The following is a 21,157-nucleotide window of genomic DNA, read 5'->3' on the forward strand; positions in this document are numbered from 1 at the left end:
ATCTTTTTGCAAGATTCCGGTGGGTACCCGGTACTCTGGTCTGCGGCGGTCACCGAGACGCTGAAGCGTCCGGTGCTGTCCGCTTTTCGGGGCCTTAGCTCAGTTGGTAGAGCGCTGCCTTTGCAAGGCAGATGTCAGGAGTTCGAATCTCCTAGGCTCCACAGACGAACAGAGCGGGCGCCGGAAGACTCCAAGGTCTTCCGGCGCCCGCTCTGTCGTGCAGGCGCTGCTCAGCGTCGGTCGTCGAGATCGGTGCCGTCCACGCCCTCCGGGCCGTTCGTCCCTTTGGACTCTGCCCCGGACTGCTTGGCCTCCGAGTCCGGACCGCTGCCGTCGACCGAGGTCAGCGGTGCGGGGTCGGAGACCTCCGTGGGAGCGGGCGGTTCGACCAGCCAATCCGGGTTGGCCTGCTTGTCCCACCACCTCCAGGCGGCGTAGGCGCCGCCCGCCACGATGCCGACCACGATGAGCCCCTTGAACAGCCTGCCGGCCTTCGCCCGCCGCTTGTGCTTTCTGGCGAGCTGCCTGATCTCCTTGGTGGTGACCTGTCCGCGCAGTGCGGCCAGCGCGGCGGCGCTGCGGTCCGAGGCCTCCTCGGCCACGGGCTTGGCGACGGCCATCGCGTGCTCGACGCGCGGCACGGTGTAGTCCGCGGCAGTGCGGGCGGCCCGGCGGGTGCGGCGCGCGACGCGCTGGGCGGATTTGTCGACCTTGGGGGGTACATGAGCACGGGCCAGTTCGATACGTGGTGCGAGATGCGCGCCGTATTGGACGCGGGCCTGCTGGGCTGCCTTCGACACCTTCGGCGCGAGCCGCGTCCGGGCCTCGTACGCAAGATGTGCGGCCTGCTCCTTGGTCGTGTCGGCGTAGGGCGCCACCACTTCCGCGGCGTGCTGCACGCTGTCCTTCGCCGAGTCGGTTGCGGTGCGCACGCTGTCGATGCGGGTCACGGGATCCTCCTCCTTGGTGGCGGGTAGGTACTCCGCCTTTCCACCCATTTCGAGATCATGCCTGCCGGAGGCCTGTCCGGCACGCGGGGCGGGCATCCGGGTCATTCAGGTCATGAGTGACGCCTTTGGGCAATACGGTGCAAGGGGAGCTTGCCGACGACAATGCCACGGTTCGGTTCAGCCCGCGACGGTTCGTCACGCACTTGGCCGCATTTGTTCCTGCGGGGAGCGGCACGGAAGGGTTTCGGGAAAGCCGCAGGCGAGCGGGGGTCGAAACGGTGCCGGCGCACGAAGCGCGGAATCGGGCAAGGAGGTGAGCGAAGTGCCTTCGGGGTGGCGGCCGTCCGCCGCGGCGGACGGTCCGTGCGAGGATCGGTGAACGTCACTGAAGACTTTACGGAAGGCAGATCGTGGCCGAGCAGCTTTACGCCACCTTGAAGACCAATCAGGGCGACATCGAGATCCGGCTTCTGCCGAACCACACGCCCAAGACGGTCAAGAACTTTGTCGAGCTCGCCAAGGGTGAGCGTGAGTGGACGCATCCCGAGACCGGTAAGAAGTCCACGGACAGGCTGTACGACGGCACCGTTTTCCACCGCGTCATCAGCGGCTTCATGATCCAGGGCGGCGACCCGCTGGGCAACGGCACCGGTGGCCCGGGCTACGAGTTCGCCGACGAGTTCCACCCCGACCTCAGCTTCAACAAGCCGTACCTGCTGGCCATGGCCAACGCCGGCCCGGGCACCAATGGCTCGCAGTTCTTCGTGACCGTTTCGCCGACAGCCTGGCTGACCGGCAAGCACACCATCTTCGGCGAGGTCGTCGACCCCGCCAGCCAGAAGGTCGTGGACGCCATCGCGGCCACCCAGACCAACGCCCGCACCGACCGTCCGCTGCAGGACGTCGTGATCGAGTCGGTCGTCATCGAGAACCGATGATCGCTAGTGGTCATCAAATGATCACGCTCTGATTGTCCTTTCGGGGAACCAACTGCCCTGCTCGTCCGTACTTGCTACATAGCGGACGAGCAGGGCTGCGTTGTGCGTGCTGCCGCCATGACGAGGACCGAGGGGACCGGGAAGCGATGGGACCGATGGACCAGCAGCCGCCGGGAGACCAGGACCGGTCCGCGGCCACGGACGGCTCGCTCAGTTGCTACCGCCATCCCGGTCGTGGGACGCACATCCGCTGTACCCGCTGCGACCGCCCGATCTGCCCCGAATGCATGGTCAATGCCGCGGTTGGCTTCCAGTGCCCGGACTGCGTCCGCCAGGGAGCCGGTGCGGGGCACGGCCCGGGCGCCGCCCGGCCGCGCACGGTCGCCGGTGCCCCCGTCACGGCCGATCCCCGGCTCGTCACCAAGATCCTTCTCGGCATCAATGTCGCCGTGTACATCGCCGTGCTGGCGAACGGTGCGCTGGTCGACGATCTGATGCTGTTCGGCCGTGCCCCGACGCACTCCGGCGGTCCGCTGGAAGGCGTCGCCGAGGGCCAGTGGTACCGGCTGGTGACATCGATGTTCCTGCACCAGGAGATGTGGCACATCGTGTTCAACATGCTGGGGCTGTGGTGGCTCGGAGGGCCGTTGGAGGCGGCGCTCGGCCGTGCCCGCTACCTCACGCTCTACATGCTCTCCGGCCTGGCGGGCGGCGCTCTCACCTACTGGCTCGCCGCACCTGTACAGGGCTCGCTCGGTGCCTCCGGAGCGATCTTCGGCCTGCTGGGCGCCACCGCCGTGCTCATGCGCCGGCTCAACTACGACATGCGCCCGGTCCTCGTGCTGCTCGCGGTGAACCTGGTCATCACCTTCAACCCCTGGGGCGGAATCGCCTGGCAGGCACATGTCGGTGGCCTGATCGCGGGCACGCTGATCGCGATCGGCATGGTGCATGCCCCCCGAGAGCGGCGTGCGCTGGTGCAGTACGGCACCTGTGCCCTGGTCCTGGTGGTTGTGGTCGCTGTCGTCGTCGCCAGAACAGCCGCGCTGACCTGAGCGGGGACGCCGCGCGACGGACGTTGTTTCCAGGCTCTCCCGGGGTGCACCCCGGGTGTCCCGGGTGTCCCCTCGGTCAGTTGTCCACAGCGAGTGCCGGATCTTGTGCATTCTGTGGGAACAACTGTGCCCCTTGTCCCTGAGCTGGGTTTTTCCAGCCAGGACAAGGGGCGTGCCATCCCTCGATGAGGGAGGCTGCAGTCACATCGGCGTCAACAGTCAGTGAGTTATCCACAGATCGTCTGACCTTTTCCCCCGCTTGTGGATAACGCTGTGGGTAACTCGGGGCAAGGGTTGCAGGACCGGCTCCTGCTGTGGGAATACGTGCCCTGCGGCACTACTTCCACTGCGTGGAGACACCGAAGCCGCCGGCGATGAAGCCGAAGCCGACGACGATGTTCCAGTTCCCCAGCGAGTCGACCGGCAGAACGCCGTCGGTCACGTAGAAAACGACGATCCAGGCCAGACCGATCAGGAAGAGCGCCAGCATCACTGGCGCCACCCAGCTGTGGCTGGTCAGTTTTATGTTGGTTGCCTGCTTCGCCGGAGGGGGCGTGAAGTCGGCCTTCTTGCGGATACGTGACTTCGGCACGAGGAACTCTCCTGTCGATGCGCTGCGTGACCGCGCAGGGAACTGTGGCTGGCGCCGGGGCGGGCGCGAGGGGGAATGCTGCCTTCCCCGGGTGTCCGTTAGCGTAGTGCTTCCGTGGCGCCGAAGGAGATAAGGGTACGTTGAGCAATTCTGCCGACTTCCCCCAAGGGCCGGTCCGGCGCACCTTCCGGCACCCGGCCCGGGTGCTCACCGCTGCCGTCTTCGCCCTCGCCGGACTGATCTTCGTCACCAGCGCCAACACGGCCAAGGGCACAAACATCCGTACCGACTCCTCGCTGCTGAAGCTCTCCGACCTCATCCAGCAGCGCAGCGGCAAAAACGCCCAGTTGGACGAGACCAACGCATCCATGCGCGAGGACATCGACACCCTGGCCCGGCGCGACGACGGCAGCACCAAGGCGCAGGATGCCCGGCTCAAGGCGCTGGAGCGGGCCGCGGGTACCACCGAACTCACCGGCTCGTCCCTGGCCGTCACACTCGACGACGCCCCGCCCAACGCCACCGCCAACCCGGGTTACCCCGACCCGCAACCCAATGACCTGGTCATTCACCAGCAGGACCTGCAGGCGGTCGTCAACGCCCTCTGGCAGGGCGGCGCCCAGGGCATCCAGGTCATGGACCAGCGGCTGATCTCCACCAGCGCGGTGCGCTGCGTCGGCAACACCCTGATCCTCCAGGGCCGGGTCTACTCGCCGCCGTACAAGATCACCGCAGTCGGTGACCCGGCCGAGCTCAAGCAGGCGCTCGACAACTCCCCGGCGATCAACAACTACCTGCTGTATGTGAAGGCGTACGGGCTCGGCTGGAAAGTCGATGAGCACGAGGCGGTGACTCTTCCCGGCTACTCGGGCACAGTGGATCTCCACCATGCGGAGCCGGTGCAGTAGCGAGCAGCTGTGGGGAGGCCGACACGATGTCGGTGCGACTGGTCGTGAGGACGTTCAGTGAACTCTGCATCACCGTCGGAGCTCTGATCGTGCTCTTTGTGGTGTATGTGCTGTTCTGGACCGGAGTGAAGGCCGCCGGCGCGACCGAGGGACAGATCGACGCGCTGCGCAATCAGTGGGCGCAGGGAACGGGGTCCGCGCCCGCGCCGCACACATCCCCCACGCCCACCGCGCCGCACACATCCCCCACGCCCACCGCGCCGCACACATCCCCTACGCCCACCGCGCCGCCCGCCCCCGCGGCGTACCGGGACGGCAAGCCGTTCGCGGTGCTGTACATACCCCGCTTCGGCAAGGGCTGGGAGTGGCCCGTCCTGGAAAACACCGAGGTCAGGACCTTGCAGAAGGGGCTCGGCCATTACGCCGGGACCGCTCGCCCCGGCGCGATCGGCAATTTCGCGGTGGCCGGACACCGCCGCACATACGGGGATCCGTTCAAGGACTTCCCGAAGCTCCGTCCGGGCGACGCGGTGGTGCTGACGGACGGCGCGACATGGTTCACGTACCGCATCGACAAGAAGCCCTACCGGACGGTGCCGAGCGACATCGGGGTCATCGACCCCGTCCCCCGCAAGTCCGGCTTCGACGGGCCCGGCCGCTATCTGACGCTGACCACCTGCGAGCCCGAATGGGGCAGCAGCCATCGGCTGATCGCCTGGGCACACCTCGACGCGACCCAGCCTGTGACCGACGGCAAGCCGGCAGCTTTCCACAGCTGACCCACGCTCCTGCCCCGGCCCTTTAGTCTGGTCCCGTACCGAATGGAGGGGACAGTATGTACGGCTGGATCTGGCGGCATCTGCCGGGCAACGCATGGGTGCGTGCGCTCATCTCGCTCGTGCTGGCGCTGGCTGTCGTCTACGCACTTTTCCAGTACGTCTTCCCGTGGGCGGAGCCACTGCTTCCGTTCGGCGATGTGACGGTCGACGGCTCGACCGGAACGGAGGCCGGCCAGTGAGTGCCCGCATCCTTGTCGTGGACAACTACGACAGCTTCGTCTTCAACCTCGTCCAGTACCTTTACCAGCTCGGTGCCGAGTGCGAAGTGCTGCGCAACGACGAGGTGACCACGGCACACGCCCAGGACGGCTTCGACGGCGTCCTGCTGTCACCCGGCCCCGGCACCCCGGAGCAAGCAGGCGTCTGCGTCGAGATGGTGCGCCACTGCGCGGCCACGGGCGTCCCGGTCTTCGGGGTCTGCCTCGGGATGCAGTCGATGGCGGTGGCGTACGGCGGTGTGGTGGACCGCGCCCCGGAGCTGCTGCACGGCAAGACCTCGCTGGTGACCCATGAGGGCACCGGGGTCTTCACCGGTCTGCCGTCCCCCTTCACCGCGACCCGCTACCACTCGCTCGCCGCCGAACCCGGCACGGTTCCACCGGAGCTGGAGGTGACGGCGCGCACCGCCGACGGCATCATCATGGGGCTGCGCCACCGCGAACTGACGGTGGAGGGCGTGCAGTTCCATCCGGAGTCGGTGCTGACCGAGCACGGCCATCTGATGCTGGCCAACTGGCTGGCACAGTGCGGCGACACAGGAGCCGTCGCAAGGTCGGCGGGGCTCGCGCCGGTGGTGGGCAAGGCCGTCGCGTGACCGCACTCCGCCCCGAACACGACGCCGGACAGGACGGCCCGTACGAGCAAGGAGCGTACGAGGCCGCAGGCGCGTTCGAGGCGGCGGTCGACCAGCTGGCGGATCCGCTGAACGATCCGCTGCCGGAGCAGCATGCCTCGCCGTGGTTCCGGGCGGGCAACATCCCGGCAGACGAGCCGGGGGCGGGGCAGGAGCAGGGGCGGGGACAGCACCGGGCTCCGGATCGGCAGCACCGGGCTCCGGATCGGCAGCACCGGTCTCCGGATCAGCAGAAGCAGGCACAAGCGGAGGCGTCACAAGGGGCGCAGAGCCCCGAGGGGACCCCGCGCGAGTGGTACGACCCCGAGGGGTTCGAACGGGACTGGTACGGGCAGCAGACGCCCGCACCGACACCCCGGGCACAGCCCGTCTCGGTTCCCTTCCCGCTCGACGACGAGACGGTCGGGCTGCGCACGGTGTACACCCGGCGCCTGGTCGACCAGGCGGTGACGACCCGCCAGCTGATTCCCAGGCCGGGTCCGGAGCTGATTTCGAGGTTGGAGGCGGAGCCGGGGGCGGGGTCGGCGGGCGATTCGGAGAGCTTCGAGGAATCGGGCGCGGGGCCCGAGGGGCCCGATCCCGAACCGCGCACCGGAGGCCGTGCCGAGCGCCGACGCGCCGCCAAGGGGCGAGGCCGCCGACGTACCGAACCGCAGCCGGAGACCACGGCGTCGGCCACTGCGCCGGCCGGGAAGCCGATGTCGCGCGTCGAGGCACGGCGTGCGGCGCGCGCGGCCAAGGACAGCCCGGCCGTTGTCGCCAGCCGGGTCACCGGAGAGCTGTTCATCACCTTCGGTGTGCTGATGCTGCTGTTCGTCACGTACCAGCTGTGGTGGACGAATGTGCGCGCCGACCAGTACGCCGGCAAGGAGACGCACAAGATCCAGGACGACTGGGCGAAGGGCGACCGCGATCCCGGTGTGTTCGAAGCGGGGCAGGGATTCGCCATCATCCACATCCCCAAGCTGGATGTGGTCGCTCCGATTGCCGAGGGCATCAGCAAGGACAAGGTCCTCGACCGAGGCATGGTCGGTCACTACGCCGAGGGCGCGCTGCGCACCGCGATGCCGTCGGACAAACAGGGCAACTTCGCGCTGGCGGGTCACCGCAACACGCATGGCGAACCCTTCCGCTACGTCAACCAGCTGCGCCCCGGTGACCCGATCGTGATCGAGACGCAGGATGCGTACTACACGTACGAGGCGTCGAGGACCCTTCCGCAGACATCGCCGTCCAACGTCTCGGTGATCGACCCGGTGCCGTCCGGTTCGGGGTTCACCAAACCGGGCCGGTACCTCACTCTGACTACCTGTACGCCGGAATTCACAAGTACGTACCGCTTGATCGTCTGGGGCAAGATGGTCGATGAACGACCGCGCAGCAAAGGGAAGCCCGACGCGCTCGTCGGCTGAAACATCATCACGACAGGGGCGGGTGCGGTGACAGCGAGGACCGAACACGAAGAGCGAATCGGTGATTCCGCGCTCCCGCCGCGGCGCGGCGGCCGCCATCCCGTCGCGACCGTGGTCAGTGTCTTCGGCGAACTGCTGATCACCGCGGGCCTGGTGCTGGGACTCTTCGTCGCCTACTCGCTCTGGTGGACGAATGTGCTCGCCGATCGCGAGGCCACCAAGCAGGGCAACACCGTCCGCGACCGCTGGGCGGACGGACCGGGCGCGCTGGACACCAAGGACGGCATCGGCTTCCTGCACGTTCCGTCGATGAAGAGCGGCGAGGTGCTGGTCAAGAAGGGCACCGACACCGAGAACCTCAACGACGGTATCGCGGGCTACTACACGGACCCGGTGAAGTCGGCTCTTCCCTGGGACAAGAAGGGCAACTTCACCCTGGCCGCGCATCGCGACGGGCACGGGGCCAAGTTCCACAACATCGACAAGGTGAAGACGGGCGACGCAATCGTCTTCGAGACCAAGGACACCTGGTACGTGTACAAGGTCTTCAAGGAGCTTCCCGAGACGTCGAAGTACAACGTCGATGTGCTGCAGGCGGTGCCGAAGGGATCGGGAGCGAAGAAGCCCGGCCGCTACATCACGCTGACGACCTGCACGCCGGTCTACACGTCGAAGTACCGCTACATCGTGTGGGGCGAGCTGGTGCGCACGGAGAAGGTGGACAAGGACCGTACGAAGCCGGCGGAGCTGCGCTAGCCGGTACGACGAGCCGGGCCCGAAGTCGCAACCAACCCTACGGCTGCATGCATGTGCGGTGTGCCAGAGCAGAAGGCATCGCGGCGGACACAGCAAAGGGCCCCGGTCACCTTTGAGGTGCCGGGGCCCGATGGGTGGTGCGGTTCGGGGTCAGCGTTGTGAGCCGGAGTGGCCGTCGAAGATGTTGCCGTCTCCACCGCCCGGCATGGTCTGGACGTTGACCGTGCTGTTCTTGTCGACCTGCTGGCCTGCTTGGGGCTGGAAGCCGAAGACCCTCGCGTTGTCGTCGTTCGGTCCCTGCACCTGGATCTGCAGGCCCGCCTGGGCCAGCAGGGCCTTCGCCTCCGCGAGGGTCCTGCCCTGCAGGTCGGGAACCGTGACCTTCTCCGGCTGCGGCGGACCCTTCGAGACCGACAGGATGATCTGGGCGGACAGCGGCTGCATCGAGTTGCCGGGCGGAGTCTGGTTGGTCACCTGGCCCGCGGGCTTGTCCGAATCGACATCGGTCCTGGAGATGCTGGTGAAGCCCAGGCCATTGAGCTGAGCCACTGCGGCGTCGTAGTCCCGGCCGACCACCGGCGGCACCTTGTGTGTGGCCTGCTTGGCGACCGTGATCGTGACCTCGGAGTTCTTCTCGACCTTCGTGTTGCCCTCAGGGTCCTGCTTGATGACCGTACCCGCGGTCTTCTCGGACTCGACCGTGGTGACGTTCACCGTGAAGCCCTTGTCCTCAAGGTCCTGACGGGCGGTGGCCTCGGTCTTCTCCACGACGTCCGGGACCTCGACCTTCGGCGCACCGGTGGAGACGACGACCGTGACGGTGTCCTTCTGCGACATCTCGCCGTCGGCGGTCGGGGTCTGGCTGCAGATCTTGCCCTTGGGCTGGTCCTCGCAGGGTTCGCGCGAGCTGACCTTGAGGACGACGCCGGCGTTTTTCGCGAGTCCCTGTGCCTTCTCCAGGGTCGAGCCGACCATGTTCGGCACATCGACCTTGTCGTTGTTGTCGGAGCCGCTGACTGATCGGCCGATCAGGATCGCGCCGATCAGCACCAGGATGCCCGCGACGATGAGCAGGATCGTCGAGGTGTTGCTCTTCTTCTGGCGGCGGCGGTCCGGGCGGTCGTCGTAGCCGTAGCCGCCGTCGTCCGGGTTCACCGGGGGCAGCATGGACGTGGGCGCGCCGTTCTGGTCGGCGGCGCGCAGTGCGGTGGTGGGCTGGTCGTTGCCGTATCCGTCGTAGCCGCCGTAACCGGGCACACCCATCGCCGCAGTGGCGGCAACCGGTCGGCCGTCGAGGCAGGCCTCGATGTCGGCGCGCATCTCGTCTGCCGACTGGTAGCGGTAGTCGGGGTCCTTGACCAGGGCCTTCAACACGATCGCGTCCATCTCGGGCGTGATCTCGGGGTCGAAGTTGCTGGGCTTCTGCGGCTCTTCCCGTACGTGCTGGTAGGCGACCGCGACGGGTGAGTCCCCGATGAACGGCGGCCGGACCGTCAGTAGCTCGTAGAGCAGGCAGCCGGTCGAGTACAGGTCGGAGCGTGCGTCGACCTGCTCGCCCTTGGCCTGTTCCGGGGAGAGGTACTGGGCGGTGCCGATGACCGCAGAGGTCTGGGTCATCGTCATGCCGGAGTCGCCCATGGCGCGGGCGATACCGAAGTCCATGACCTTGACCTGGCCGGTGCGCGTCAGCATGACGTTCGCCGGCTTGATGTCGCGGTGGACGATGCCTGCGCGGTGCGAGTACTCCAGCGCCTGGAGGATGCCGACGGTCATCTCGAGGGTGCGCTCGGGCAGCAGCTTGCGGCCGGAGTGCAGAAGCTCCCTGAGCGTCGACCCGTCGACGTACTCCATCACGATGTACGGGATGGAGACCCCGTCGACGTAATCCTCACCGGTGTCGTAGACAGCGACGATCGCCGGGTGGTTGAGCGAGGCGGCGGACTGGGCCTCACGGCGGAACCGGGCCTGGAAGGACGGGTCGCGGGCCAGATCGGCCCGCAGCGTCTTCACAGCTACGGTGCGGCCGAGCCGGGTGTCGTGTGCGAGGTAGACCTCGGCCATGCCACCACGGCCGAGCACCGAGCCCAGCTCGTACCGGCCGCCGAGGCGACGCGGCTCTTCCATAACTGTTCCAGCCCTCTCCGTCAGTCCCGACCGCACCGGTGTGCGGTCCGGCGGTGTGCTGCTCGCACATACGCTACCGGCCGCGCACTACCTGATCGGCCCGGAGTTCGGACCTGATATCTGACCGGTATCCCAATGTGCAGGTATGGCACCCGATGTGATGGGCGTCACTTCTCGCTGTCGATGACCGCCTTCATCACATCCTTTGCAATCGGGGCAGCGAGGCCGCCACCGGAGATATCGTCGCGGTTGGCCTGACCGTCCTCGACGACCACGGCGACGGCGACCGGGGAGCCGCTGTCCGTCTTGGCGTACGAGATGAACCAGGCATACGGCTTCTCGCTGTTGTTGAGACCGTGCTGGGCCGTACCCGTCTTACCGCCGACGGTGGCGCCGGGGATCTTGGCCCGCTGCCCCGTGCCGTTCTCGACGACGGTCTCCATCATCTGCTGGAGCTTCTGGGCATTCTCACCCGAGAGGGGCTGGCTGAACTGCTCCTTCTCGTGGGTGTAGATCACGTCCAGGTTGGGGGCCTGGCGCTCGGCGACCATGTACGGCTGCATCAGCTTGCCGTCGTTGGCGACCGCGGCGGCGACCATCGCCATCTGCAGCGGGGTGGCGCGGTTGGACGCCTGCCCGATGCCGGCCATGGCGTTCTGCGGGCGGTTGTCCTTGGGGTAGACGCTGGCGTCGGCGCGGACCGGAGTGAAGATCTCCTCGTTGAAGCCGAACTTTTCGGCCTGGTCGATCATCTTCTGGTTGCCGAGGTCGTCGCTGATCTTGCCGAAGACGGTGTTGCAGGACACACGCAGCGCTTCCCGGAGCGAGGCGTTCTCGCACGGGATGTTGCCCTCGTTCTCCAGGTTGCCGGTGGTCAGCGGGAGCCGGTAGGGCAGCGGCGACTTGGTGGGCTCGTCGATGCTGGTGTACAGCCCGTTCTCCAGCGCGGCCGCGGCGGTGACGACCTTGAAGGTCGAGCCCGGAGGGTAGGTCTCGCGCAATGCCCGGTTGAGCATCGGCTTGTCCTTGTCCTTCAGGAGCTGCTGCCGGGCGTCCGAGTCCTTGAGGGAATTGCCGGCGAAGACCGAGGGGTCGTACGAGGGAGTGCTGACCAGGGCCAGGATGGCACCGGTCTGCGGGTCGAGCGCGGCGACGGCGCCCTTCTTGTCGCCGAGCCCCTTGAAGGCGGCTTTCTGGGCGGAACTGTTGAGGGTGGTGACGATGTTACCGCCGGTTTTCTTCTCGCCGGTGAAGAGAGACAGCGTGCGGTCGAAGAACAGCTGGTCGCTGTTGCCGGTGAGGATTCCGTCCTCGATGCTCTCCAACTGCGAAGCATCGAACGCCTGCGAGGAGTAACCCGTCACGGGGGCCCACATGGGGCCGTTCTTCCAGACCCTCTTGTACTTGAAGTCGCTGCCCTTGGTCTCGACGGACCCGGTGACGGGGTTTCCGTCGACGATGATGTCGCCGCGTTCGTGTGCGTAGCGCTCGATCTGGACGCGGCGGTTGTGCTCATTCGCATTCAGTTCGTCGGCACGCACGTACTGGAGCCAGTTGACACGGACCAGGAGAGTGAGGACGAGCAGCCCGCAGAAAACAGCGATTCTGCGAAGAGGCTTGTTCACGGTCGGACCACCTGGGTCATCTCGGCGTCGGGTGATGGGGCCGGGGCCGGCGCGGGGCGGCGCGCGGTGTCGCTGATGCGGAGCAGGATGCCGATCAGAGCCCAGTTGGCGATCACTGATGACCCGCCTGCCGCGAGGAACGGCATGGTCATACCGGTCAGTGGAATGAGTCCCATGACACCGCCGGCAACGACGAAGACCTGAATGGCGAAGGAGCTGGAGAGCCCGATCGCAAGGAGCTTGCCGAAGGGGTCGCGGGCGGCGAGGGCGGTACGGACACCGCGCTCGACGATCAGACCGTAGACAAGCAGGATGGCCATCAATCCGGCGAGGCCGAGCTCCTCGCCGACGGTGGCGAGGATGAAGTCGGAGTTGGCCGCGAAGCCGATCAGGTCGGAGTTGCCCTGGCCGAGCCCGGTGCCGAGGATGCCGCCGGAGCCGAAGGCCATCAGGGACTTGGCCACCTGCTCGCTCGCGGCTTGCTCGCCCCAGCCCGCGAAGGGGTCGAGCCAGGCAGCGACGCGTTGCTGGACGTGCGGTTCGAACGAGGCGACACCGACGGCACCGACTGCGGACATCAGCAGACCGAAGACGATCCAGCTGGTGCGTTCGGTGGCCACGTACAGCATCACGACGAACATGCCGAAGAACAGCAGGGAAGAGCCCAGGTCGGTCTCGAAGACCAGGATCAGGATCGAGAAGGCCCAGACCATGAGGATGGGTCCGAGGTCACGGCCTCGGGGCAGGTACAGCCCCATGAAGCGACGGCTGGCCAGAGCGAGTGCGTCGCGTTTGACCATCAGATAGCCCGCGAAGAAGACCGTGATGATGATCTTGGCGAATTCGCCGGGCTGGATTGTGCCGATACCCGGGATCTGGATCCAGATCTTGGCGCCGTTCACGGCGGGGAAGAACATCGGAAGGATCAGCAGGAACAGCGCGACGACCATGGAGATGTAGGTGTAGCGCTGCAGGATGCGGTGGTCCTTGAGGGCCACCAGTACGACGACGAGCAGCCCGACGCCGACAGCTGAGAACATCAACTGCTTGGACGCGGCGGGTGCGAACGAATCCAGCGCCTGGAGTCTCTCCGACTGGTCCAGGCGCCAGATGAACGCCAGGCCAAGTCCGTTGAGAAGAGTGGCCAGCGGCAGCAGAAGCGGGTCCGCGTACGGGGCGAACCTTCGGACCGCGAGATGTGCCACGCCTGCGAGCAGCGCGAGCCCGAGTCCGTATCCGAGCATGCCGGAGGGCAATTCGCCGTTGAGGGCGAGGCCCACGTTGGCGTACGCGAACGCCGAGATGAAGACGGCGAAGAGAAGCATGGCGAGCTCGGTGTTGCGACGGCTCGGTGCATCGATCGCGCCGATCGTGGTCGTGTTGGTGACAACGCTCATGGTGCTGAAGGCTCCCTACGGCTTTACTGCTTACCGCACTGCGGGACCAGCTTTTTCTCTTCCTCCGAGAGGCTGGGACCAGGAGTGGGAGTCGCTGCGGTCGGCTTGCTCTTGCTGGCACCGGATGTGCCGGAAGTCTTGGTGGCGTCCGAGTCCGTACCTCCGGCCTGGCCCTCGTCGGAGCCGGCCTTCTCGGCCGCACGTCGCTGGGCGTCCTTTTTGCAGGCGGAAGCCTGGACAGCGAGTTCGTCGATCTTCTCGCGTGCGGCGGTGAGATCGCTCTCGGCGATGGTCGCCTCGACCTGCTTGCGCTGGTAGGGCGGGAGGTACTTGAGTTCGATCTCGGGGTGGTCCTTCTCGACCTTCGAGAGCGAGACCCAGGCCAGGTCCTGACTGATGCCGCGGAACAGCGCGACGTGTTCGTTCTTCGCGCCGACGTAGAACTGGTTCTGGGTCCAGCGGTAGCCGCCGTAGACGCCGCCGCCGATGACAGCGAGCGCGAGCACGACGCAGAAGGATCTCTTGAACCACTTGCGGCCGCCGCCGGGCTTGATGAAGTCGTCGTCGGTGTAAGCGTCGAAGGAGCCGTCCGGCATTCCGCCGTAGCCGCCGTAGCCGTCGTCGTCGCCGCTTCCGGGCGGGCCGAAGCCGCCCGCGGGCGGCGGGACGGGGCGGCCGAGGCCGGCCGCCCGTCCGGCGGGAGTCTGCATGGCGGCTGTGCTTTCGGCGGCGATCATCTGTGCAGCCTGGTTCTCGGCGACCGCGCCGACGATGACCGGGGTGTCGTTGAGCTGTCCGGCCAGGGTGTCGTTGCTGTCGACGTCGAGCACATCGGCCACGATGCAGGTGATGTTGTCCGGGCCGCCGCCGCGCAGGGCGAGCTGGATCAGCTCCTGGATGGTCTCCTGGGGGCCCTGGTAGCTGGCGAGGGTTTCCTCCATCGTCTGGTGGGAGACGACGCCGGATAGGCCGTCGGAGCAGATCAGATAGCGGTCGCCGATCCGGACCTCACGGATGGAGAGGTCGGGTTCGACGTGGTCTCCGCTGCCCAGCGCGCGCATCAGCAGGGCGCGCTGCGGGTGGGTGGTGGCCTCTTCCTCGGTGATCCGGCCCTCGTCGACCAGCCGCTGCACCCAGGTGTGGTCCTGGGTGATCTGGGTGAGTACGCCGTCGCGCAGCAGGTACGCGCGGGAGTCGCCGACATGGACGAGGCCGAGACGCTGGCCGGTCCAGAGCAGGGCGGTGAGCGTGGTGCCCATGCCCTCCAGCTGGGGGTCCTCCTCGACCATCATGCGCAGTTGGTCGTTGGCCCGCTGCACCGCCGTACCGAGCGAAGTGAGGATGTCCGAGCCCGGGACGTCGTCGTCGAGCTGGACAAGCGTGGAGATCACCTCGGAGCTGGCGACCTCGCCGGCTGCCTGGCCGCCCATGCCGTCGGCGATGGCGAGAAGGCGCGGACCGGCGTAGCCGGAGTCCTCGTTGCCCTCCCGGATCATGCCCTTGTGCGATCCGGCGGCGAAGCGCAGGGAAAGACTCATGCGCACCTCGCCCGTCGGCTCGGGGTACAGCCGGTCTCGAGCCACACTGCCCACCCTCCGGTCGGGAGCCGGGTCGGGTCCGTTGCCCGGACCACCGCGGTTCGCTCGCTCCGCTCGCTCATTGTCGTACTACTTCCGCAGCTCGATGACGGTCTTGCCGATCCGGATCGGCGCGCCCAGCGGAACAGGTGTCGGGGTGGTGAGTCGGGTCCGGTCGAGATACGTGCCGTTGGTGGACCCGAGATCCTCGACGATCCACTGACCGTCACGGTCGGGGTAAATCCTGGCATGCCTGCTGGACGCGTAGTCGTCGTCCAGGACGATCGTTGAGTCATGGGCCCGGCCCAGGGTGATGGTTTGCCCCTGGAGCGCCACCGTGGTGCCGGTGAGGGTGCCCTCGGAGACGACCAGCTTTGTGGGTGCCCCTCGGCGCTGGCGGCCGGGTTGTTGGCGTTGCTGCGGTGGTGCCGCGGCACTCTGGCGCGTCTGAGGCGGCCGCGCGTCGGTCGCATTGCGGCGTGAGCCGCGCTGCGTGACGCGCGTTCCGAACAGATCGCTGCGGATGACCTGAACGGCCACGATCACGAACAGCCACAGAACAGCCAGGAAACCTAGCCGCATGACCGTCAGGGTCAGCTCTGACATTGCCCCCGCTTCACCCTTCGGCTTGCCGGTAAACGATGGTGGTGCTGCCCACGACGATCCGCGAGCCGTCGCGGAGCGTAGCGCGGGTTGTGTGCTGCCCGTCTACCACGATGCCGTTGGTAGACCCGAGATCCTGGATCGTCGAGGGCGTTCCGGTCCGGATCTCACAGTGCCGACGCGATACGCCGGGGTCGTCGATCCGCACGTCGGCGTCGGTGCTGCGTCCCAGCACCAGCGTCGGGCGGGAGATCTGATGGCGGGTGCCGTTGATCTCGATCCAACGCCGCACCTGCGCGTTGGGCAGGGGGCTGGGCCCGGCTGGCGGGTGCCGGTCGGTACTGGGCGCTCCGGGCCTGCCGGTGCCCGGCGGCGGGGCCGCGGGCATGGGTGGGGCGGAGCTGGGCGGGTAGCCGTAGCCGCCGGTGGGCTGTGCGGGTCGCCCCGGGCCCGGGTAGGCGGGTTGGCCGTGCTGCCCCGGGTGGCTCTGCAGTCCTTGCCGACCCTGGGGGTCCTGCTGCTGTGACGAACTCGACGCCAGGGTGCGGCTGCGCACCCGGTAGAGCCCGGTGTCGAGGTCGTCGGCCTTCTCCAGGTTGACCTTGATGGGGCCCATGAAGGTGTACCGCTGCTGCTTGGCGTAGTCGCGGACCAGGCCGGAGAGTTCGTCGCCCAATTGGCCGGAGTACGGGCTGAGTCGCTCGTAGTCAGGGGTACTGAGTTCGACGATGAAGTCGTTGGGGACGACGGTCCGCTCACGGTTCCAGATCGTTGCGTTGTTGTCGCACTCGCGCTGGAGGGCTCCCGCGATCTCGACCGGCTGGACCTCGGACTTGAAGACCTTGGCGAAGGTGCCATTGACCAGACCTTCGAGACGCTGCTCGAAACGCTTCATGACTCCCATGGGGCACCTCCTCCGGTGTAGTCGTCCCTGTACTGCTTACTGATCGTATCCACGCGTCGGGAAATCGGCTGGTTCCCCTTGTCTGCCCTGTGGATGAGTGTCACCTCTCACACGGATCGTAGAGGCGGCCTCCTGACAGTGTCCCGCACAAGGGGTGCACTCAGGAGGAGTGGGGGCGGCCGCTTGGCGTTCCCGGTTCCCGCCAGGCGTTCGGTGAAACAACGGATGTGAATCCACCCTGTCCAGCGTGCTAATCTTCCGGATGTCGCCAGGCGCTCGCACCAAACGGTGAGAAAGTCTGGAAACACCACTCTTGCGCGAGTGGCGGAACGGCAGACGCGCTGGCTTCAGGTGCCAGTGTCCTTAGGGACGTGGGGGTTCAAATCCCCCCTCGCGCACAAGAGAGAAGCCCCACAGGCCAACGGTCTGTGGGGCTTCTTCGTTCCCGGGTTTGGTTTCACGTGAAACGCCAGATTCGGGTTGTTCTGCGGTGGTGTAGGGCTTTATGGGGCATTTAGGGGCCTGTGGGGCCTGGGGCCCCGGGGTGCCGAAGGGGGAGTTGGTGGGATTCGAGGGGTCTCGGGCGAAGAGCCGCCGAGTGGCCCGCAGAGGGCAAGCCCTCCGCGGGCCACTGTCCGGCCCCTGGCGGCAGGGGATCCCGGTCGGCTCTGTGTCGTATGGCTCAGGCGCAGACGGCTTTCGGTGGATGACGGTACCTTCGTCGCAATTGATCTGCGACAGGGCGCCGGGCCAGGAGCGCAGGACGAGGGCGGGGGAGGCTGTGCGCCGTGGGTGAAATCGAAGCGACAGTGCCGGTTCAGCGGGCTGAGACGGGCGGTCCGCGCATTCCGGTCGTGCCTGGATTCGCGCCCCGGGCGACTGTGGCGGCTGCGGCGGCCAAGAGCGCGCCGCAGCCGCCCAGGGAGGTTGGTAAGGCGCTGCGGGAGAGGGTGCCCAGGGCCTCTCACTCCTCTCTGGACCTTCCGGCCGGGCGGCCCGATGCCGTGCAGGCGGTCGAGGAATCGAGCAGGGGCAGGGTGCCCGGTCTCGCTTCGATCCGGGTGGGCCGGATGGCGGCCACACCGTTCGCCTTTCTGCGCGGCTCGGCCGGGCTGATGGCCCATGACCTGGTGGGCACACCGGTCAGCGGGATCGGCGCGCAACTCTGCGGCGATGCGCATGCGGCCAATTTTGGGCTGTACGGCGATGCGCGGGGCAGCCTGGTCATTGATCTGAATGATTTCGACCAGACCGTGTTCGGCCCCTGGGAATGGGACCTCAAGCGCCTCGCCACCTCGCTGGTGCTCGCGGGGCGTGAGGCCGGGGCGGACGAGGACATCTGCCGTCAGGGCGCCTACGACACGGTGGGCGCGTACCGGCGGACGATGCGGCTGCTGGCCACCGGCTGTCGGGTTCGACGTGCCCGAGGTGGCGCACGAGGGGCGTCGGGTGGTGCTCGGGCAGAAGCGGATGCAGCTCGTCAGCGACATCCTGCTCGGGTGGGCCACTGTGGACGGGCGTCCTTTCCAGGTGCGGCAGTTCAGGAACCGCAAGGGCAGTGTGGACCCGGCTGCCCTGGCAGCCGGCCAGGTCGACGACTACGGCCGGATGACCGGTGCGCTGCTGGCGCGGGCTCATGCGCACAGCGCCGATCCGCGGCTGATCGCGGGCTACTGCGGCAAGAACGAAGAGCTGGACGAGGCGATGGCGGCGTTCGCGGTGACTTACGCGGACCGTACAGAGGCGGACCACGCGGAGCTGGTGCGGGCCATCGGTTCGGGGCGGATAGCCGCCGAACTGGGCGTGTGAGGGGCATTGAGCCGACCGCGCGTCCTCGGAGCGTGGGCGGTGGCCATACGCTGGACGGGTGACCCACGAAGCCGCCGGGGTGCCGATCACCCGGAACGACGATGACCGGCAGGACAACGACCGGCAGGACAACGACCGGCAGCACGAGCAGCAGGGGCTGACGGCCGGTGCCGGTGCGGAGACCGACGCTGCCGCTGGGACCGCTGAGGGGGCTCGGCCCGAGGCCCGGCTGGCGAAGGCAGTGCGCGTGGCGGAGCAGGCGCTGATCGAGTTCGAGATCGCCGTGGAGACCTTCCGGGTCGAGGTCGAGAACTTCTCCCGGTTGCACCACCAGAAACTCGGGCCGATGTACACCCGCCTCGATGAGCTCGATGCGCAGATCGCGGAGGCCCGGGCCGCCAGGACCGGTGACCCCGAAGACCTCCGCAAGGCGCAGGAGGCCCGGGCGGTCGTGATGCCGATGCCGGGCGTCGACGAGCTGTTCCACGACTGGATCGACTCCGACGGGCTGTCCCCCGAGGCTGCGGCGATGCTGACCGAGCAGCCGGTCCGGCCGCCCAAGCGGGTCCGGCCGACCGAGGAGGCGCGCAAGCTCTATCGCGAGCTGGCGCGAAAGGCCCACCCGGACCTGGCGCAGGACGGGACGGAGCGGGCACGCCGGGACGAGTTCATCACCCGAGTCAACGCCGCATACGGGCGCGGCGACGAGGCGCTGCTGATGGAGCTGGCACAGGAGTGGGCGGCGGGTCCGGTGATGCCGGAGGCGGAGCTCAGCGAGAGCGAGGAGCTCTACGCCCGGCTGAACTGGCTGACCCAGCGCAAGGAACTCCTGACGGTGCTCGCCCAGGAACTTGAGGAGAGTGCGATCGGGGCCATGCTGCGGATGGCGCCCGACGATCCGGACCGGCTGCTCGACGAGATCGCCGATCAGCTGCTGGGCGAGGTCGCTCAGCGTGAGGCGGAGCTGGCGGGTCTGGTGCAGTAGCGTTCCAGGTGACTCTGGAGCGTACGTTACGAGAGAAGGCATGCCCCATGAATTTCGCCTCGCTGCCCTCGGTGGATGTCGCGGCGGTCCCTTCGGCCGGCTTTGTGCTGGATGTCCGGGAGGACGACGAATGGGCGGCCGGGCATGTCGAAGGCGCTTTGCACATTCCGATGAGTGATTTCGTGGGCCGCTTCGGTGAGCTGACCGAGGTCGCCGAGGACGGTCGGCGCGTGCATGTGATGTGCCGGGTCGGCGGCAGGTCCGCCCAGGTCACCCAGTACCTGGTGCAGCAGGGCATCGATGCCGTGAACATCGACGGCGGGATGCTCGCCTGGGACGGTGCCGGACGTCCGATGGTCACCGACAACGGAAACCCGGCTTTCGTGCTCTGAGCCCGGGTGGTCGCTCGGCTGCTTGGTGCTGGGCCGCTCGGCCGCCGGACTGTTGGGCCGGTGTCGGTTGAGGACTGGCCGGTGTCAACTGAGGAGGTGTGCGGCCAGTAGGTCGCCCAGTGCCTCCTCGTGCGCTGCCGCCGGGCCGAGGGAGAGCTCGATCTGCTTCGCCCAGGCGTGGAAGCGGTGGAGCGGGTAGTCGGTGTCCGCGCCGAAGCCGCCGTGCAGATGCTGTGCCGTCTGTACGACCCGGCGGACACCGTCCGACGCCCAGATTTTCGCCACGGCAATGTCACCCTCGGCGGGCAGTGCACCGTCGGGCCCGGTGGAGATCCGCCAGGCCGCCTGCCAGAGCGTCACTTCCATGGCCCGCAGGTCGATGTAACGGTCCGCGGCTTGTACGGCGACGGACTGGAAGGTGGCGACCGGAAAGCCGAACTGCTCGCGCTTGCCGGTGTATTCACTTGTCATGGCGAGCACAGCCTCGCCCAGACCCAGTGCGAGCGCGCATGTCCCGGTGGTGAGCAGGGCGCGCAGCCACTCCCAGGCCCCGGCGGTGTCGATCAGCGCACGGCTGTCGACCCGTACCGACTGCAGCCGGACCTCGGCGAACAGTTCACCGCTGGTGGAGACCTGCTCGGCCAGGGTGACGCCGTCATGGGTGGGCCGGATCAGGGCAACAGCGGCCCGGCCCTCGCCCGTGTGGGCGGGAACCGCGATCCAGTCCGCGGCCTGCGCCCACGGCACACCTGACTGCACCCCGTCGAGCACCCAGTCTGCACCGTTGCCGTCGGCATCCCCAGAGGCGTCGCGAGAGCCGTCCGCAGGACCTTCGCCGGGCCGGGCGCTCTTTGCCGTGGCTTCCCGGTGGGCGATGACGGCGAGCTCCGCCGGATCGTGGCCGGAGCGGCCGTTGGCCCCGACGGTGAGAACCAGCTCGCCCCGGCCGACCCGGGGAAGCAACTCGGCGGCCAGCCCGGGGTCCCCGTAGCGTTGGAGCATCATCGCGACCGCGCACGTCTCCAGCAGCGGCACCCGCGCAAGCACCCTGGCGGACTCGCGCAGCACCAGGCAGAGCGCCACGGGATCGAGACCGGCCCCGCCGTGCTCCGGCGACAGTGTCAGGCTCAGCAGGTCGCCTGCGGCGAGCCCGGCCCACAGAGGCCGGTCGATGTCCTCGGCCACCGCGCCCGGTACGAGGGCGGGGCTGGGTACTTCGTCGGGCGCAACGCCCGAGAAGATCGCTCTCGCCGCTTCCGTGACTGCCTGCTGTTCCTCGGTGAAGGTGAAGTCCACTGCCCTGGCCTCCCGCGAAACTCTGCTCCCGTACCCAGATCTGACGGATCGTCAAGATAGAACAGGTTCTATGAGAAGGGAACAGGGAGAGAGGCGGGAGGAGGGACAGGGCAGGAGGGGGACTGGAGAGGGAGAGCAGGAG

General features: G+C 67.6%; 19 protein-coding genes, 2 tRNA genes and 1 pseudogene. 13 read left to right on the plus strand and 9 right to left on the minus strand.

Annotated features, from left to right (window positions below):
• The first annotated feature begins 88 nt into the window (after positions 1–88).
• Positions 89–161: transfer RNA gene (locus ACZ3IC_RS12300), tRNA-Ala, on the plus strand.
• 69 nt (positions 162–230) lie between these two features.
• Here the strand turns inward: ACZ3IC_RS12300 and ACZ3IC_RS12305 are convergent.
• On the minus strand, positions 231–950 hold the full coding sequence (locus ACZ3IC_RS12305; RefSeq protein WP_467415242.1) for a DUF5324 family protein: 720 nt from the start codon (positions 948–950) through the stop codon (positions 231–233).
• 410 nt (positions 951–1,360) lie between these two features.
• Here ACZ3IC_RS12305 and ACZ3IC_RS12310 point away from each other — a divergent pair, with 410 nt between their 5' ends.
• Together ACZ3IC_RS12310 and ACZ3IC_RS12315 are read left to right on the plus strand one after the other, a co-directional pair.
• Positions 1,361–1,888: a peptidylprolyl isomerase gene (locus tag ACZ3IC_RS12310; protein ID WP_467415243.1), complete on the plus strand. Its 528-nt coding sequence runs from the start codon at positions 1,361–1,363 to the stop codon at positions 1,886–1,888.
• A gap of 155 nt (positions 1,889–2,043) precedes the next feature.
• Positions 2,044–2,943: a rhomboid family intramembrane serine protease gene (locus ACZ3IC_RS12315; RefSeq protein WP_467415429.1), complete on the plus strand. Its 900-nt coding sequence runs from the start codon at positions 2,044–2,046 to the stop codon at positions 2,941–2,943.
• A gap of 337 nt (positions 2,944–3,280) precedes the next feature.
• Here the strand turns inward: ACZ3IC_RS12315 and crgA are convergent, their stop codons facing one another.
• On the minus strand, positions 3,281–3,535 hold the full coding sequence (gene crgA / locus ACZ3IC_RS12320) for a cell division protein CrgA (protein ID WP_467415244.1): 255 nt from the start codon (positions 3,533–3,535) through the stop codon (positions 3,281–3,283).
• A gap of 140 nt (positions 3,536–3,675) precedes the next feature.
• Between crgA and ACZ3IC_RS12325 the strand changes: the two genes are divergently transcribed.
• From ACZ3IC_RS12325 to ACZ3IC_RS12350, 6 genes are read left to right on the plus strand one after another with little or no spacing between them, the layout of a single operon-like run.
• Positions 3,676–4,443, plus strand: a complete 768-nt coding sequence (locus tag ACZ3IC_RS12325; protein ID WP_467415247.1) for a DUF881 domain-containing protein — start codon at positions 3,676–3,678, stop codon at positions 4,441–4,443.
• 26 nt (positions 4,444–4,469) lie between these two features.
• On the plus strand, positions 4,470–5,222 hold the full coding sequence (locus ACZ3IC_RS12330; RefSeq protein WP_467415248.1) for a class E sortase: 753 nt from the start codon (positions 4,470–4,472) through the stop codon (positions 5,220–5,222).
• A gap of 56 nt (positions 5,223–5,278) precedes the next feature.
• Positions 5,279–5,461, plus strand: a complete 183-nt coding sequence (locus ACZ3IC_RS12335; RefSeq protein WP_467415251.1) for a hypothetical protein — start codon at positions 5,279–5,281, stop codon at positions 5,459–5,461.
• Positions 5,458–6,096, plus strand: a complete 639-nt coding sequence (locus tag ACZ3IC_RS12340; RefSeq protein ID WP_467415252.1) for an aminodeoxychorismate/anthranilate synthase component II — start codon at positions 5,458–5,460, stop codon at positions 6,094–6,096. Before ACZ3IC_RS12335 ends, ACZ3IC_RS12340 begins: the two co-directional genes overlap by 4 nt.
• Entirely contained in the window at positions 6,093–7,547 is a 1,455-nt protein-coding gene (locus ACZ3IC_RS12345) for a class E sortase (RefSeq protein WP_467415255.1), read from the plus strand. The genes ACZ3IC_RS12340 and ACZ3IC_RS12345 overlap by 4 nt, the downstream gene beginning before the upstream one ends.
• A 27-nt stretch (positions 7,548–7,574) precedes the next feature.
• Entirely contained in the window at positions 7,575–8,303 is a 729-nt protein-coding gene (locus ACZ3IC_RS12350; RefSeq protein WP_467415257.1) for a class E sortase, read from the plus strand.
• Positions 8,304–8,453: 150 nt separating this feature from the next.
• Here the strand turns inward: ACZ3IC_RS12350 and pknB are convergent, their stop codons facing one another.
• The 6 genes from pknB to ACZ3IC_RS12380 all read right to left on the minus strand — a co-directional run bounded on the left by pknB (position 8,454) and on the right by ACZ3IC_RS12380 (position 16,533).
• Positions 8,454–10,427 carry a Stk1 family PASTA domain-containing Ser/Thr kinase gene (gene pknB / locus ACZ3IC_RS12355; RefSeq protein ID WP_467415259.1) on the minus strand — a complete coding sequence of 658 codons (1,974 nt, stop codon included), beginning with the start codon at positions 10,425–10,427 and terminating at the stop codon, positions 8,454–8,456.
• A gap of 167 nt (positions 10,428–10,594) precedes the next feature.
• Entirely contained in the window at positions 10,595–12,052 is a 1,458-nt protein-coding gene (locus ACZ3IC_RS12360; RefSeq protein WP_467415262.1) for a penicillin-binding transpeptidase domain-containing protein, read from the minus strand.
• The gene (locus ACZ3IC_RS12365) at positions 12,049–13,449 is read right to left on the minus strand and encodes an FtsW/RodA/SpoVE family cell cycle protein (protein ID WP_467415264.1); all 1,401 of its coding nucleotides are present in this window, start codon (positions 13,447–13,449) and stop codon (positions 12,049–12,051) included. Before ACZ3IC_RS12365 ends, ACZ3IC_RS12360 begins: the two co-directional genes overlap by 4 nt.
• A gap of 23 nt (positions 13,450–13,472) precedes the next feature.
• Positions 13,473–14,987 carry a PP2C family protein-serine/threonine phosphatase gene (locus ACZ3IC_RS12370; protein ID WP_467415431.1) on the minus strand — a complete coding sequence of 505 codons (1,515 nt, stop codon included), beginning with the start codon at positions 14,985–14,987 and terminating at the stop codon, positions 13,473–13,475.
• A gap of 129 nt (positions 14,988–15,116) precedes the next feature.
• Positions 15,117–15,632 (minus strand): FHA domain-containing protein FhaB/FipA, encoded by a 516-nt coding sequence (locus tag ACZ3IC_RS12375; protein ID WP_467415266.1) that lies wholly within the window; start codon positions 15,630–15,632, stop codon positions 15,117–15,119.
• Between the two features lie 10 nt (positions 15,633–15,642).
• Positions 15,643–16,533, minus strand: coding sequence for an FhaA domain-containing protein (locus tag ACZ3IC_RS12380; RefSeq protein WP_467415269.1), 891 nt, complete (start codon positions 16,531–16,533; stop codon positions 15,643–15,645).
• A 315-nt stretch (positions 16,534–16,848) separates the two neighbouring features.
• Between ACZ3IC_RS12380 and ACZ3IC_RS12385 the strand changes: the two genes are divergently transcribed.
• The 4 genes and pseudogenes from ACZ3IC_RS12385 to ACZ3IC_RS12400 all read left to right on the plus strand — a co-directional run bounded on the left by ACZ3IC_RS12385 (position 16,849) and on the right by ACZ3IC_RS12400 (position 19,719).
• Positions 16,849–16,931, plus strand: a tRNA-Leu gene (locus ACZ3IC_RS12385).
• A gap of 390 nt (positions 16,932–17,321) precedes the next feature.
• A pseudogene (locus ACZ3IC_RS12390) lies at positions 17,322–18,342 on the plus strand (DUF2252 family protein).
• 58 nt (positions 18,343–18,400) lie between these two features.
• Complete coding sequence (locus ACZ3IC_RS12395) at positions 18,401–19,327, plus strand: J domain-containing protein (RefSeq protein WP_467415271.1); 927 nt, start codon at positions 18,401–18,403, stop codon at positions 19,325–19,327.
• A 47-nt stretch (positions 19,328–19,374) separates the two neighbouring features.
• A complete protein-coding gene (locus ACZ3IC_RS12400; RefSeq protein WP_467415274.1) occupies positions 19,375–19,719 on the plus strand; it encodes a rhodanese-like domain-containing protein in 345 nt (114 codons plus the stop codon).
• Between the two features lie 84 nt (positions 19,720–19,803).
• Here ACZ3IC_RS12400 and ACZ3IC_RS12405 read toward each other — a convergent pair whose 3' ends face one another.
• Positions 19,804–21,015: an acyl-CoA dehydrogenase family protein gene (locus ACZ3IC_RS12405; protein WP_467415275.1), complete on the minus strand. Its 1,212-nt coding sequence runs from the start codon at positions 21,013–21,015 to the stop codon at positions 19,804–19,806.
• Positions 21,016–21,157 lie beyond the last annotated feature (142 nt).

The organism is Streptomyces sp. NPDC002958 (assembly GCF_055563255.1).

Coding starts and splice junctions, on each gene's coding strand:
- pknB (WP_467415259.1), bottom strand. CDS start 10,427: ATGGAAGAGCCGCGTCGCCTCGGCGGCCGGTACGAGCTGGGCTCGGTG.
- ACZ3IC_RS12375 (WP_467415266.1), bottom strand. CDS start 15,632: ATGTCAGAGCTGACCCTGACGGTCATGCGGCTAGGTTTCCTGGCTGTT.
- ACZ3IC_RS12380 (WP_467415269.1), bottom strand. CDS start 16,533: ATGGGAGTCATGAAGCGTTTCGAGCAGCGTCTCGAAGGTCTGGTCAAT.
- ACZ3IC_RS12335 (WP_467415251.1), top strand. CDS start 5,279: ATGTACGGCTGGATCTGGCGGCATCTGCCGGGCAACGCATGGGTGCGT.
- ACZ3IC_RS12365 (WP_467415264.1), bottom strand. CDS start 13,449: ATGAGCGTTGTCACCAACACGACCACGATCGGCGCGATCGATGCACCG.
- ACZ3IC_RS12330 (WP_467415248.1), top strand. CDS start 4,470: ATGTCGGTGCGACTGGTCGTGAGGACGTTCAGTGAACTCTGCATCACC.
- ACZ3IC_RS12315 (WP_467415429.1), top strand. CDS start 2,044: ATGGACCAGCAGCCGCCGGGAGACCAGGACCGGTCCGCGGCCACGGAC.
- ACZ3IC_RS12400 (WP_467415274.1), top strand. CDS start 19,375: ATGAATTTCGCCTCGCTGCCCTCGGTGGATGTCGCGGCGGTCCCTTCG.
- ACZ3IC_RS12370 (WP_467415431.1), bottom strand. CDS start 14,987: ATGAGTCTTTCCCTGCGCTTCGCCGCCGGATCGCACAAGGGCATGATC.